A 13,981-nucleotide genomic window follows, 5' to 3' on the forward strand; every position below is an offset into this window, starting at 1 on the left:
CTTTGAAATTATTTTTGATACATACTAGATTTTGTAAAATAGTACCCTTTTATCCGGCTTTTCAGACAAAAGAAAGACGCCTTTAAACAAACAGGCGTCTTGTTTTGTGTCTACATAAATTCATTGACAAGCTGGTCGAATTTATCTTTTTTAAGCTCCAAAGGCTGACTTGCAAGTGCTTCATCCTTAAAGCCATCCACCAGCTGTTCATAGGAAGGCTTCTCTTTATTCTGATAGATCAGTCCCGTCACCAGGCCGTTATGTTTCATGAGTGTATTCATTGCCATCCCGCGGTCGGACGGGTCGTACCCCTCAATTGTTGAAAGCTTCGTAATGTTTTCTTTAAACCAGTCGTAAGTATTCACTTTATTGAATGTCACACACGGGCTGAATACATTAATTAACGAAAAGCCTTTATGTGCGATCCCTTGTTCGATAATGGAGGTGAGCTCCTTTAAATCCGTGGAGAAGCTCTGCGCAACGAAGGTTCCGCCGGCAGATAACGCCATTTCCATCACATTCAATGCCGACTCAATTGAACCGCCCGGTGTACTTTTCGTTTTGAATCCCATGTCACTTCGCGGGGATGTCTGACCTTTTGTAAGACCGTAAATCTGGTTATCCATTACGATGTAGGTAACATCGATATTTCTCCTGATTGCATGAATCGTATGACCCATACCTATGGCAAAACCGTCGCCATCCCCACCGGATGCAATGACCGTTAATTCACGGTTCGCCATTTTTACACCTTGTGCGATCGGGAGAGAACGTCCGTGAATACCGTGAAAGCCATAGGAGTTAATGTATCCGCTGATACGTCCGGAACAGCCGATGCCACTTACAACAGCCAGGTTTTCAGGTGTCAGACCTGCGCTTGCTGCCGCTCGCTGAATGGCTGCCTGAACGGAAAAGTCACCGCATCCGGGACACCAGTTTGGCTTAACGTTGTTTCTGAAATCTTTAAATGTTGCCATCCTATAACAACTCCTTGCATGATTGATAGACTTCCTGCGGCAGGAACGGATTGCCGTCATACTTATTCAGGGTTTTAAGTTTATCCGAGCCCACTTCCATTTTGATGAGCTGGGCGAGCTGGCCTGTTGCGTTATTTTCGATCACAACAACCTGCTTTGCCCGGTCAATCATCTCTTTGACTTGTTCTTTCGGAAAAGGATGAAGAAGACGGACATGGGCATGATTCACTTTTAATCCGTCATTTTCCAGGCGGGGCATGACTTCCTGAATGGTTCCCCGGGTTGAGTTAAACCCGACAATAAGGAGATCTGCCTCTTCGTGTCTTTCATCTTTATATACAGGTGTCTTAAAGTTTTCAGCCAAATTGGTGAGCTTTCTGAGCCTTTTATCCATCTGGATTTTACGGTTATCAGGACTTTCAGAAGGTTTGCCCTGCTCGTTATGTTCTACACCTGTCACGTGGTGGATGGCGTTTTTCATTCCCGGAATAACACGTTTTGAAATGCCGTCTTCCGCTTCTTCATAGCGTTTGTAGTAAACATTCTTCTCAAGTTCCGGAAGCTCTTCCGACGGATCAAACTTCCCTCTGCGGATTTCGATTTTATCGTAGTCCAGAGGTTCAACGGTCTGCTTCCCAAGTGAGAGGGCCAGATCAGACACAAGAATAACCGGGCACTGGTATTCTTCTGCCAGATTGAATGCTTCGATTGTGTCGTAGAATGCTTCTTCTACTGTCGAAGGTGCCATGACGATTTTCGGAATCTCGCCATGAGTCCCATAAATCATTGCCATAATATCGGATTGTTCCTGTTTCGTGGGCAGCCCCGTACTTGGTCCTCCCCGCTGGGTATCTACTATTACAAGAGGAGTTTCAGTAATTCCGGACAGGCCGATCGATTCCATCATAAGCGACAACCCCGGACCTGCAGAGGCGGTCAGGGATCGGACCCCTGCGTAGTTGGCTCCGATCGCCATCGTACATGCGGCAATTTCATCTTCAGTCTGTATAACGGTACCCCCATACTCAGGCAGCTTTTTAATCAGGTATTCCATGATTTCAGACGCAGGAGTAATCGGGTATGCAGGCATAAAACGGGCACCTCCGGCCAGAGCTCCGAGAGCGATGGCATCGTTGCCGATCATGAACATACGTCCTTTCATTTCTACCGGTTCCAGACGGAAATCCAGGGCCTCGTCTTTTGCTTCTTTATTAAAATAATCCATGCCTTTCTTAATGGCCTGCATGTTTTTTTCAACTACGGCTTCTCCTTTTCTGGAGAAAATTTGTTTCACTACACTTGAGAAGTCTTCCGGCTTAACTCCAAGAAGCGCACTTGAAGCTCCCACAGCCACCATGTTTTTCATAAGAGAAGTACCAAGTTCGTTGGCGATCTCTGTAAATGGAATAGAAAAAAGGCTTGCTTTTGCCCCATCTGGTTTCACAGGGTTAAATTTACTGTCAGCAATAATTACACCGCCATCAACCAGCTCATGATGGTTCAAGTCGATCGTCTCCTGATCGAATGCCACAAGTATATTCAGATCATCACTGATTGCGTTCATTGGTGTCGTGCTCACACGGATTTTATTATTCGTGTGGCCGCCTTTAATGCGTGATGAAAAGTGACGGTAGCCATACAGATAATAACCAAGGCGGTTTAAAGCCATTGAGAAAATCTCTCCGGTACTCTCGATCCCTTCCCCCTGCTGTCCGCCTACTTTCCAAGATAATTGTTTCATCATCTTCCTGCACCCCTTTACAAACGGTCCGTCTTTTATTAAGCCATCGTGCAGCCTTGTTTTTGAGTTTTTTATGCCGCACATGTTGTCTTCTGTCTTCTGTCTTCTGTCTTCGGTCAGTTCCAGTCAGTATCGTTTAATCCACATATGTAGAGTTACAGACTTATCCCTGTAAAATAGTGGATACTTTCATAAACTTCTTATATTGTATCACATTTTTATTTCTCTTAAATAAAAATCTCTCGTCCTTCCAATGTATAAATCGTTCTGCACATCATGCCGTGATCGGTAATAGTGTCGGTTTTTACGGCTTCCAGTCGAACATTGAAGGATTGTCAGGAAATAAAAAAACTGCCTGACATCATCTGTCAGGCAGTTGTACTCTTAGCGAGGTTCAATAATTAACTTAATTGCTGTCCGTTCGTCCCCGTCAATCAGGATATCGGTAAAGGCTGGTATACAGATTAGATCAATTCCACTTGGAGCAACGAAACCTCTTGCAATGGCTATGGCTTTAACCGATTGATTTAATGCACCTGCTCCGATGGCCTGGATTTCGGCTGATCCCCGTTCCCGGATCACGCCTGCCAGAGCGCCGGCTACAGAGTTAGGGTTGGATTTTGCTGAAACTTTTAATACTTCCACTTTAGGACCTCCTTAGGATGATTTATAGGACTGATTGATAGTAGTGAAAATAACGAACATATTGCCATTTTAAAACTAAATTCTTCTGTCTCTGTGATCATGATGTTCGTTATTCGGTTTACAGGAGACTTTTCACTATACCCATTCATTTACCTCATTTGGTATATATTCAAAACCTATAAATATATTCCTCCGGAAAGAATTGACGGTACATAGGAAGTTTAGTCGAAAAACGGCTGATCTTCGTTAATCATGATCCGCTTGATGGATTCGGCATGACCGGTCTGTTTATTTAGCGATACGAACACTCCGTTTAACTGTTCCCGCCCTTTCGTAACTTCAAACCTCGTTGGAAGGTTTGTTGTGAACTTATGAAGGACAGCTTCTTTCTCAACTCCAAGGATCCCGTCATAAGGTCCTGTCATCCCTGCGTCAGTAATAAACCCTGTACCTTCAGGAAGCACCCTGTTATCTGCCGTCTGTACATGAGTGTGCGTACCTACTACAACAGACGCCCTGCCATCCAGATACCAGCCCATTGCCTGCTTTTCGCTTGTGGCTTCAGCGTGAAAATCAACAAATATAAACCGTGTGTTTGCTGCGGCTTCTTCTACAAGTTCATCTGCCCGTTCAAAGGGACAGTCAATAGGAGGCATAAACGTCCGTCCCTGGAGGCTGATCACAGCGAGGGTGTTCCCTCCCACTTTTTTATATGTAATCCCCCGTCCGGGATTGCTTCTTGGGAAATTGGCAGGTCTGATCATATCATCTTTATCTTCAATGAAGTCAAAGATCTCTTTTTTATCCCATGTATGGTTTCCAAGCGTGACGATATCCGCTCCTGCTTCCTTGATTTCATGGTAGACCTTTTCAGTAATCCCTTTTCCTGCTGCTGCATTTTCCCCATTGACTACCGTGACATCCGGACGGTACTTTGTCTTAAGTTTTTTCAAATATTCCTTCAGCATATGTCTTCCCGGTGATCCGACGACGTCTCCAATAAACAATACTTTCATAACACGAAAACTCCTTTGTATTCTTGTTGCGTTTTTTACTATCATAGCCTGTCTTGGCGTCAAAATGTCCGTATAATAAAAATAAAGTGGCAAAAGCCACTTTATTTTGCATACTCAACTGCCCTCGTCTCACGAATTACGGTCACCTTAATGTGGCCGGGATAATCGAGCTCGTCTTCGATTTTTTTAGTAATTTCTCTGGCCAGCCTGTAAGATTCATCATCGTTGATGGAATCAGGTCTGACCATGATACGAACTTCCCGTCCTGCCTGTATGGCAAAGGTTTTTTCAACACCCTCAAAGGATTCGGAGATCTCTTCAAGTTTTTCAAGGCGTTTAATATACGTCTCAAGCGTCTCGCGTCTTGCTCCTGGTCTGGCTGCTGATAAAGCATCAGCTGCCGCCACAAGGGAAGCAATAACAGACGTCGGTTCCGTATCTCCGTGATGCGATGCAATACTGTTAATGACAACTGGATGTTCTTTGTATTTCGTGCCGAGTTCCACCCCGATTTCAACGTGGCTTCCCTCAACTTCATGGTCAATCGCTTTTCCTATATCGTGCAACAATCCAGCCCGTTTCGCCAGTGTCACGTCTTCTCCAAGCTCACTGGCCATTAAGCCTGTAAGGTAGGAAACCTCCATTGAATGCTTGAGAACGTTCTGTCCGTAACTTGTACGGAATTTAAGACGTCCAAGGATTTTAATGAGGTCCGGATGGAGTCCGTGGATACCAACTTCAAAGGTGGTTTGTTCACCGTACTCCCGAATCAGCTCATCTACTTCGCGGCGGGATTTCTCCACCATTTCCTCAATACGGGCAGGGTGAATACGTCCGTCCTGAACGAGTTTTTCAAGAGTCGTTTTTGCGATTTCCCGACGGATTGGATCAAAGCCTGACAAAATAACGGCTTCCGGTGTATCATCAATGATCAGGTCAATACCGGTCAGTGTTTCGAGAGCACGGATGTTCCGTCCTTCACGGCCGATAATTCGCCCTTTCATTTCATCGTTTGGCAGGGAAACCACACTTACAGTTGTTTCTGCTACATGGTCTGCTGCACAACGCTGAATCGCCACCGAAAGAATTTCTTTTGCTTTTTTATCAGCTTCATTTTTGGCATTGGTGACTGCCTCTTTGATCATAATCGCTTTTTCATGGCTTAATTCATCTTCAACGGACTTCATGATAATATCTCTGGCTTCATCTTTTGTGAAGCCTGAAATCCTTGCGAGTTCATCCTGTTGCTTTTGAAGCAACTCCTCAACTTTGCTATTCATCTCGTCGATATTCTGCTGGCGTCTGACCAGCTCTTCTTCGCGTTTTTCCAAAGAATCTTCTTTTTTGTCCAAGGTTTCACTTTTACGGTCTAATACTTCTTCTTTTTGTACTAAGCGGTTTTCCGTCTTCGAAATATCATTTCGGCGTTCCCGTGCTTCACGCTCGGATTCGATACGGAGTTTATGAGCTTCATCTTTCGCTTCAAGAATCGCTTCTTTTTTGCTTGATTCCGCTTCTCGCTTTGCTTCTTCGATGGTCTGTTTTGCCAGTTGTTCCGCACTGGAAATCTTGGCTTCTGCAATGGATTTACGTACGAAGTATCCGATGACGACACTAATTGCTGCAGTGACTAGCAAAATGAGGATGAGAACAAAAATGTTGTCAATCATGACTGATTCACCTCCTCATGCTATTCTTGTTGTGTTTCGTTTTTTGATGTTGATACGTGTCATTTTTAATGGTTCGGTATTAGCGCACATCCAGCACAGGTAATACTTAACAAATTGAGTATGTGGTAAGGCAGTATTCTTTTTAATTGTATGTTCCAAAACGGCCATTGTCAAGCATTGGTAGGATTGGTTATCAAAGAATTTATTCACCGAAGGCTGTTGAAAATATCCGCTCCTTTCCCATAGATACCTGGCTTTTGATGGAAAATATGTTAACTTTCCCCTCGTAAAATTTAAACGATCGTTTAAATTTCTGACTCAGCTAAACTTTGACTTTGGTTCTGGTTAGCATACTTTCAGCGGACAGTCTCTGAGTCTTTCGGGAACACGCTGTCCCCACAGGGTCGTGGCGGATTCTCTCCATTTAATAAATTTCCATTGACCTTTAACATAGCGGGAATGTAAAGCCGGGTATGTAAAAAGGCTGTCTGAAGAAGGTGTTTTTCCCTTCTCAGTCAGCCTCTTTAAGAAATCCGGCAGTACCGGTTCATTGAAATTACTTCAAATCGAGCGGAAGATCTTCTTTTTCTCCTTCGAAATCAGCTTCCCCGGGTGGTACTTCCTGAGGTTCAAGTAAACCATGATATTCGCGGATACGGTTTTCAATGTTTTCCGTAATATCAGAGTTTTCCTTCAGGAACTGTTTTGCATTTTCACGTCCCTGGCCCAGTCGGTCCTCGTTATAGGAATACCAGGCACCACTCTTTTGAACGATGTCAAGATCAGACCCGATGTCAAGAATCGAACCTTCCCTGGAAATTCCTTCGCCGTACATAATGTCTACTTCCGCAGTTCTGAACGGAGGCGCTACTTTATTCTTAACAATCTTGATTTTCGTTTTATTCCCGACCATGTCGTTCCCTTGCTTTAACGCCTCTGCACGACGGACTTCCAGTCTTACGGACGAGTAAAATTTCAGGGCACGTCCGCCTGGCGTCGTTTCAGGGTTACCGAACATAACACCGACTTTTTCACGGATCTGGTTAATAAACACGGCGATGGTTTTGGATTTGTTAACCGCTCCGGAAAGCTTTCGGAGAGCCTGGGACATAAGACGTGCCTGAAGACCAACGTGGCTGTCTCCCATCTCACCTTCAATCTCTGCTTTCGGAACAAGTGCCGCAACTGAGTCGACAACGATCATATCAACCGCGCCGCTCCGGACAAGTGCCTCAGCGATTTCAAGAGCCTGCTCACCTGTATCCGGTTGTGAAAGAAGAAGCTCATCGATATTAACGCCAAGATTTTGAGCGTAAATCGGATCGAGTGCATGCTCCGCATCAATAAAGGCAGCCTGTCCTCCCTGACGCTGAATCTCTGCAATCGCATGAAGAGCAACCGTTGTTTTACCTGATGATTCCGGTCCGTAAATTTCTACTACTCTTCCTTTCGGGTAGCCGCCTACCCCAAGAGCTATATCTAATGCAAGTGTACCACTGGATACAGTGGAAACCCGCTGTTCTGCCTGTTCCCCTAATTTCATGATCGAGCCTTTACCAAACTGTTTTTCAATCTGGCGCAGCGCCATATCCAACGCTTGTTTGCGGTCTGACATTCTAACCTCTCCTTTTGGCTCTCTACAATCTGTCGAGCCGTTTCAGTTCATAATCCTATTTTAACTTCTTTTGAGATATTTGCCAAGCTTTTTGCAAACATTCGTTCGCATTTTTTTAGATCAGGAGATTTATATATAAAACATGCGGTTACCCTCGCTGTTCGCGCACAAGCTGCTCTTGTATAATTTTCCCCATTACCCTCTGACTTCAAAAGAAGCCCGGATAACGGGGAACAGAATAATTCCGGCATTTTTCATTTAGTGACAGTAGGCCGTTCCAAAGGAGTCATACTGTCCCGTTACATCAAATGTCAGCCCGGCTTTTGTCGGACTCTCCATTCTCACTGCTGCTTCATACACATTGTCATTTTGATCTTTTAATTTTACCGCATATCGACCCTGGCTCCTTGAATATAAAGAAGATACCGGTGTGAGACTGTCTTCCTCAAGACTGTATTCAGTTGCTATAAAAGAGGACGCATGGTTTTTGGCTGCGGAATGGGTCCAAGGAGCACCAGTAAGATGCCAGTATACAGATGCAGATGCGAAAATAATCATGAGGGAGGTGCCTGTTATAATCCAGATCTTCATACCCGACTCCCCTTTACGAAATGTTCTTGTAATCAGTATAAGGGAGACGGAATCGATTTGGAACTATTTCCGACTATTTTTATCAGAAAAGTAACTAAACAAGTTTGTGTTGTTGATATTTTCTTATTAACCCGGTACTAGCAGATAAAGCCTGCGTGCCCTATGCTTTCCTCGGTGGTGCCGGCAAACCTCCTCGCCCGTGAGGAGGCCACTGATAAAAGTCCCTTTTTTGCTAACAGGCTTCTTTAAATTTAGGTGTTGATTTGCACTCATTTCACTTTCCGCGGGCGGTTCAGAAGTATACTCAGCCTGCTGTTTATTCATAAAGCAGCATTTGCACCCTGCGGGGTCGCTCCGTAACAAAAAAACAGGAAGCTGTTCCAAAGGGTTTTGGAACAGCTTCTCATGTCATCAGCGTCGTTTTGGACGCGGTTTGGCTGGTTCTAGATTTACTCGTGCTCCGTTCAGACGGGAATACTTAATTGCTTCATATACAAACGGGGCCGCTTCTTCAGGAACTTCAATGAACGTGAAGTTTTCAAAAATATCGATCTTCCCGATTGTACGTCCGGGAATTCCTGCCAGGTCAGCTACTTCTTCAACAAGCTTCTTCGGAGTAAGATCAACGTTGCGCCCTACATTTATAAAGAAACGCGTCATTCCTTTTTGTGCACCTGTATCACCGAAGTTATAGGTTTCATCGGACAGGTTATCATGGCCGTAAAAAGCGAGTTTTAACAGGGAGGTGACAACTTTTTCAGCAGGATATTCCTGAAGAAGGTCGGTTACGATTGATTCGTAAAGATCCGTTTCATCATGCTGTTCCATCAGATCAATAATCTGTTTCTTCCAAGATTCCTGCTGTTTTTCCACTACTTCTTCAATTGAAGGAAGGTTCTGGGATGGAATCGTCATTTTAATCTCCAGTTCGATTGAACGAAGGTGCTTCATCTCTCTCGGTGTTACGAGAGTTAAAGCAAGTCCTTCCCTGCCGGCACGACCGGTACGTCCGATACGGTGAACATAGCTTTCAGGATCCTGCGGGATATCATAGTTAATAACATGTGAGACGTTTTCAACATCAAGACCCCGCGCTGCAACGTCTGTTGCCACAAGAAACTCAATGTTTGAGTCTCTGAATTTACGCATAACCCCGTCTCGCTGGGACTGTGTCAGATCACCGTGAAGGCCGTCTGCCATATACCCTCTCGCCTGGAGAGCCTCAGTGAGCTCGGCTACACCTTTTTTGGTGCGGCAGAAGATAATCCCGAGTTCGATGTGTTCACTGTCGATAACACGGCAGAGAGATTCGAGCTTGTTTTTTTCAAGAACCTTATAGTAAACCTGTGAAATGGAAGGAGCCGTCACTTCCCCCTTGCTGATCGTCACCTGCTTTGGCTGGTTCATATACTTGTTTGAAAGCTTACGGATCGGAGGTGGCATCGTAGCAGAGAAAAGCATCATCTGCCGGTCTCTGTTTACCATTTTAAGCACTTTTTCAATGTCTTCAATAAAGCCCATGTCAAGCATTTCATCTGCTTCATCCAGAATAAATGTATGAATGTCGGAGAGCTTCAGCGTTTTACGGTTGAGGTGGTCAAGAACCCGTCCCGGGGTTCCGACAACGACATGAACGCCTCGTTTAAGAGCTTTAATCTGGTGTCCGATTGACTGCCCTCCGTAAATTGGAAGAGTCCTGACCTGTTTATGTTTTGAAAGCTTCTGCAGTTCTCCTGCAACCTGAATGGCAAGCTCTCTTGTAGGCGTGAGAATAATAGCCTGTACGTGATTCGCAGGTGTAACTTTTTCAATTAATGGAATACCGAAAGCCGCAGTTTTACCCGTTCCCGTCTGAGCCTGACCTATGACATCGTTGCCATCAAGGATAACAGGAATGACTTTTTCCTGTATCGGGGACGGAGCTTCAAAGCCCATATCTTTAATCGCTTTTCTAATCGGCTCAGATATTTGAAAATCTTCGAATTTCATATACTTCTCATCCACCTTTAACTCTTTCATTAGTTCAATTCTCTAAGTAAGTAAAAACATCCGTACATGGCTGCCCGTTCACGGATCTGGGCACGGCTCCCCGCAAGGTTCAGAGGATAACTTTTCGTGCCTGACGGAGTAGAGATACCTAAAAACACGATTCCCGGTTCCTTGTTTTCCAGGGAATAGGGGCCGGCTACACCTGTGAAACTGATCCCGATGTCTGAACCGAGAACTGCTTTTACATTTACAGCAAGCTCTTCTGCACATTCAGCACTCACAGTACCATAGTTACGGACAGTCTCCTCTTTTACATTGAGGACGTTTTGTTTCACTTTAGCATCATAACAAATTACGCCGCCATTATAAAAGGAAGAAGCCCCGGAATGCTCTGTCATCCATTCACCAAACAATCCCCCGGTCAGACTTTCGGCAGATGCAATGGTCATGTTGCTTGATTTAAGCTTCTCTGCAGCTACCTTTGAAAGGGGATCGTTTCCATAACCGTAAAAAAAGTCGTTCACAGAAGAAAGGATCGTTGATTCCAGTTCATCAAGAGCTTTTTTATTTGACAGACTGGCTCCTTTAGCCGTCAGCCTCAGGGTCACTTCCCCGCCTGAAGCAAGGGGGGCAATGGTAGGATTTTCCTGATTCTCGATAAGATCGTCAAACATATCCGCAAGTGCAGACTCGCCGATACCGAAGAACCGTAATACCCTCGAGGTAATCTCAACCCCGGAGCCTCCCTTTCCTGCTAAATAGGGAATCACTTCTTCTTCCACCATCGGATACATTTCTTTTGGCGGGCCCGGAAGAAGGAGAAATGAAGGAGTTGTATCGGTCACCATGCCACAGGCAAGTCCGTGATTATTTTTAAAGACATGGGATCCTTTGATCACCTGAGCCTGTTTTTTATTGTTCGCTGTCATAGGCTGCCTGCGCTTTTCAAAAAAACGGGTAATCACATCTAAAGTCTGTCCATGTATAACGAGCTCTTTATCAAGGTACTCTGCTAAAGTTTCTTTGGTCAGGTCGTCTTTCGTCGGGCCGAGACCTCCTGTCATGATTACCAGATCCGCCCGCCCGCTGGCGACCCGGATCGCTTCAGTAAGACGTTCCCGGTTATCGCCTACAGTGGTATGGTAATACACGTTGATGCCAAGGCCTGTCATTTTTTCAGACAGAAAACGGGCGTTTGAATTGGTAATTTGACCGAGCAATAGTTCTGAACCAACAGCAATCACTTCTGCATTCATTCAGTTCCTCCTGCTTTATTATGTGGATTTTGATAACACATGTTTGTTTTTTACAAAATAATCCCAACCGGAAAAGACGGTTAAAATGACGGCAATATAGATCATAATTGTATCAAATGGGATGTTGAGCGCTTCAAAAATCATATTATGTAGCATAATTGCTGATGCAGCGACGATCTGGCTCACTGTCTTCCACTTTCCCCAGTTACTTGCAGCAATAACATCCCCGTCCGCTGCTGCAACGAGTCTGAGACCTGTAACAGCAAATTCACGGCTTAAAATCAGGATCGCTGCCCAAGCAGGAAACATCCCCAATTCAACAAGTGAAACAAATGCTGCAGTGATTAACAGCTTGTCTGCCAATGGATCTAAAAATTTCCCCATATTGGTTACAAGGTTAAATTTCCGTGCATAGTAGCCATCCAGCCAGTCTGTTGATGCTGCGATGATAAAGATGAGGGCGGCCACAAAGTGACTTACTGGAATTTCTGCTCCGAGGATATACCATACACCCCAGTCAAAGGGAATGAGCAGGAAGATCATAAATAAAGGAATCAGAAAAATTCTGGAGATTGTTATTTGATTTGGTACGTTCATGTTGAGCCTCCTTTGTAAAACTGGCAATCCACTTCCTGGTTTCCACCTCTAGAATCTTTTTCAATTTTACCAAACTAAACCAAGGAATGCGAATAATACTTCGGAAAAACAAAACGCTGCTCACAAAGGAGCAGCAAAATTGTTTTATTCATCCTCGAATGAGATTGTCAGGCGCTGTACATCACGTTCCTGGGGAAACTCTACCGGTTCATCATTAATCGTGAGATCAATACCGTAGGCATTACCTGTATAAATGAAGAGTTCCTGTCCGGCGCTCAGTTCATAAGAAAGGTCATCACCGCTGCTGTAGGTACTCTGATCCACTTCTTCTCCGTCTATTTGTACAACAGTCCAGCTGTTTGCCGTGAATTCCAGAAGTACCTCATATTCCCCTGAACCGGACACAAATAATTCAGACTGATTACCATTAATGCTTCCTTCAGTGATCTCAAGCTCCTCTTCCTGAGGATCCGGCTCAGACTCGGCTTCCTCTTCGTCTTCTTCAGTTCCATCTTCCTGAGATTCCACACCGGTTTCCGGCTCATCCTCCTCATCAACAGGAGCTCCGCTTTCATCAAAATCTCCAGGTGTCTCACTGTCCCGCGGAACAGCACCTGAATCTTCAAAGTCCAGGTTAAAAAGCCAGAGTACGACAATAAAAACGATGATAATAAATGCCACGACCAGGGTCGAAATAAGCGATGAAAATCTTGAATTTTTTTTCACCGGTGCCGGTTTTGTTTCTGTGCTTTTTTTCCGGCTCACCCGGGGCGGCAGCTCGGTTGGTTCTTTTCTGGACCGGGGCAGTTCATCTTTGTGTTCGTCAAAAAGAAGCTCCGGATCAAGCCCTACTGATTCTGCGTAGCTTTTCACGAAGGCTCTTGCATAAAATTCCCCCGGCAGGCGGTCAAATGCTCCTTCTTCAATGGCAATCAGATAGCGTTTTTGAATTTTGGTTCTAACTTGCATTTCTTCAAGAGAAAGCCCGCGCTCTTCCCGGGCTGATTTAAGACGTAATCCTAATTCTGACAATGCTAACACCTTCCATACTAACTGATATCAAAGGATGAAAAACCGGAATCTACAGCGTCATATGTAATTTCTTCAGATTCATCGCTTCTTAGTTCAATAATATAATCAAAATCCTCGAGTGAATACTCTGTTTCCCTGACAAAGATATCCGGGTGTTCAACTACTTTTGTGGCAGGCAGCCGCATAATTTCAGAAACAAGCATACGGTGCTTTTCAGAGGCCCTCATGGTGGAGACAATACCGTCAATAATATAGATATGATTTTCAGAAAACTCATCGTCAGCCAACTGGCTACGGATGGTCTGCCTTAAAAGGGTGGATGAAAGAAAGGACCATCGTTTGCTGGCACAAACACTCGCAGCAACCACCGACTCGGTTTTTCCCACTCGCGGCATCCCTCTGATACCGACCAGCCGGTGTCCGTCTTTTTTAAACAATTCCGCCATAAAATCCACAAGGACACCAAGCTCATCCCGGACGAAGCGAAACGTTTTCTTTTCATCTTCATCACGTTCAATATACCGGCCGTGGCGCACGGCCAGGCGGTCTCTGAGTTTAGGTTCACGGATCTTTCTGAGGGTAATAATATCCATTGTTTCAAGAATGAATTTCAGCCGCTGGATGGCTTCGTCACTTTCACTGCGGATCAGCATGCCCCGTCTTCTGTGCTCAACGCCGTTAATCGTCACAATATTGATACGGAGCATCCCGAGAAGAGAAGCAATCTCCCCTAACAGACCGGGGCGGTTTTCATGTATTTGATATTCGAGGTACCACTCTTTTTTTTCCATGCATGTGCTCCTCTCATCTGCGCTCCTCAAAAATCTGAGCTTTCATTCTATTATCATAAAG

Annotated in this window: 12 protein-coding genes; all 12 read right to left on the reverse strand. The window is 44.8% G+C overall.

All coding sequences use genetic code 11. The annotated features are described in order from the left end of the window. Positions 1–110: 110 nt before the first annotated feature. On the reverse strand, positions 111–977 hold the full coding sequence (locus tag EBO34_RS06155) for a 2-oxoacid:ferredoxin oxidoreductase subunit beta (protein ID WP_122897034.1): 867 nt from the start codon (positions 975–977) through the stop codon (positions 111–113). A gap of 1 nt (position 978) precedes the next feature. Continuing rightward, the gene (locus tag EBO34_RS06160) at positions 979–2,721 is read right to left on the reverse strand and encodes a 2-oxoacid:acceptor oxidoreductase subunit alpha (RefSeq protein WP_122897035.1); all 1,743 of its coding nucleotides are present in this window, start codon (positions 2,719–2,721) and stop codon (positions 979–981) included. Positions 2,722–3,102: 381 nt separating this feature from the next. Then, the gene (locus tag EBO34_RS06165; protein ID WP_122897036.1) at positions 3,103–3,363 is read right to left on the reverse strand and encodes a stage V sporulation protein S; all 261 of its coding nucleotides are present in this window, start codon (positions 3,361–3,363) and stop codon (positions 3,103–3,105) included. A 221-nt stretch (positions 3,364–3,584) separates the two neighbouring features. Continuing rightward, complete coding sequence (locus EBO34_RS06170; protein ID WP_122897037.1) at positions 3,585–4,379, reverse strand: TIGR00282 family metallophosphoesterase; 795 nt, start codon at positions 4,377–4,379, stop codon at positions 3,585–3,587. A gap of 101 nt (positions 4,380–4,480) precedes the next feature. After that, a complete protein-coding gene (gene rny / locus EBO34_RS06175) occupies positions 4,481–6,049 on the reverse strand; it encodes a ribonuclease Y (RefSeq protein ID WP_122897038.1) in 1,569 nt (522 codons plus the stop codon). Between the two features lie 556 nt (positions 6,050–6,605). After that, positions 6,606–7,664, reverse strand: a complete 1,059-nt coding sequence (recA, locus tag EBO34_RS06180) for a recombinase RecA (RefSeq protein WP_122897039.1) — start codon at positions 7,662–7,664, stop codon at positions 6,606–6,608. Positions 7,665–7,922: 258 nt separating this feature from the next. Beyond that, entirely contained in the window at positions 7,923–8,255 is a 333-nt protein-coding gene (locus tag EBO34_RS06185) for a hypothetical protein (RefSeq protein ID WP_122897040.1), read from the reverse strand. A gap of 411 nt (positions 8,256–8,666) precedes the next feature. Beyond that, the gene (locus EBO34_RS06190) at positions 8,667–10,274 is read right to left on the reverse strand and encodes a DEAD/DEAH box helicase (protein WP_249414022.1); all 1,608 of its coding nucleotides are present in this window, start codon (positions 10,272–10,274) and stop codon (positions 8,667–8,669) included. Continuing rightward, positions 10,274–11,500 (reverse strand): competence/damage-inducible protein A, encoded by a 1,227-nt coding sequence (locus EBO34_RS06195; RefSeq protein ID WP_122897041.1) that lies wholly within the window; start codon positions 11,498–11,500, stop codon positions 10,274–10,276. Before EBO34_RS06195 ends, EBO34_RS06190 begins: the two co-directional genes overlap by 1 nt. 18 nt (positions 11,501–11,518) lie before the next feature. Further along, positions 11,519–12,097 carry a CDP-diacylglycerol--glycerol-3-phosphate 3-phosphatidyltransferase gene (gene pgsA / locus EBO34_RS06200; protein WP_122897042.1) on the reverse strand — a complete coding sequence of 193 codons (579 nt, stop codon included), beginning with the start codon at positions 12,095–12,097 and terminating at the stop codon, positions 11,519–11,521. A gap of 144 nt (positions 12,098–12,241) precedes the next feature. Further along, positions 12,242–13,129, reverse strand: a complete 888-nt coding sequence (locus tag EBO34_RS06205) for a helix-turn-helix domain-containing protein (protein WP_122897043.1) — start codon at positions 13,127–13,129, stop codon at positions 12,242–12,244. Positions 13,130–13,146: 17 nt separating this feature from the next. Then, positions 13,147–13,920 (reverse strand): DUF3388 domain-containing protein, encoded by a 774-nt coding sequence (locus EBO34_RS06210; RefSeq protein WP_122897044.1) that lies wholly within the window; start codon positions 13,918–13,920, stop codon positions 13,147–13,149. Positions 13,921–13,981: the final 61 nt, after the last annotated feature.

The sequence above is a fragment of the Alteribacter keqinensis genome (assembly GCF_003710255.1).
GTDB lineage: Bacteria > Bacillota > Bacilli > Bacillales > Salisediminibacteriaceae > Alteribacter > Alteribacter keqinensis.

Bases quoted from the DNA above. Each gene is read 5' to 3' on its own strand.
- EBO34_RS06155 (WP_122897034.1), bottom strand. From the start codon at position 977: ATGGCAACATTTAAAGATTTCAGAAACAACGTTAAGCCAAACTGGTGT.
- EBO34_RS06160 (WP_122897035.1), bottom strand. From the start codon at position 2,721: ATGATGAAACAATTATCTTGGAAAGTAGGCGGACAGCAGGGGGAAGGG.
- EBO34_RS06170 (WP_122897037.1), bottom strand. From the start codon at position 4,379: ATGAAAGTATTGTTTATTGGAGACGTCGTCGGATCACCGGGAAGACAT.
- rny (WP_122897038.1), bottom strand. From the start codon at position 6,049: ATGATTGACAACATTTTTGTTCTCATCCTCATTTTGCTAGTCACTGCA.
- recA (WP_122897039.1), bottom strand. From the start codon at position 7,664: ATGTCAGACCGCAAACAAGCGTTGGATATGGCGCTGCGCCAGATTGAA.
- EBO34_RS06185 (WP_122897040.1), bottom strand. From the start codon at position 8,255: ATGAAGATCTGGATTATAACAGGCACCTCCCTCATGATTATTTTCGCA.
- EBO34_RS06190 (WP_249414022.1), bottom strand. From the start codon at position 10,274: ATGAAAGAGTTAAAGGTGGATGAGAAGTATATGAAATTCGAAGATTTT.
- EBO34_RS06195 (WP_122897041.1), bottom strand. From the start codon at position 11,500: ATGAATGCAGAAGTGATTGCTGTTGGTTCAGAACTATTGCTCGGTCAA.
- pgsA (WP_122897042.1), bottom strand. From the start codon at position 12,097: ATGAACGTACCAAATCAAATAACAATCTCCAGAATTTTTCTGATTCCT.
- EBO34_RS06210 (WP_122897044.1), bottom strand. From the start codon at position 13,920: ATGGAAAAAAAAGAGTGGTACCTCGAATATCAAATACATGAAAACCGC.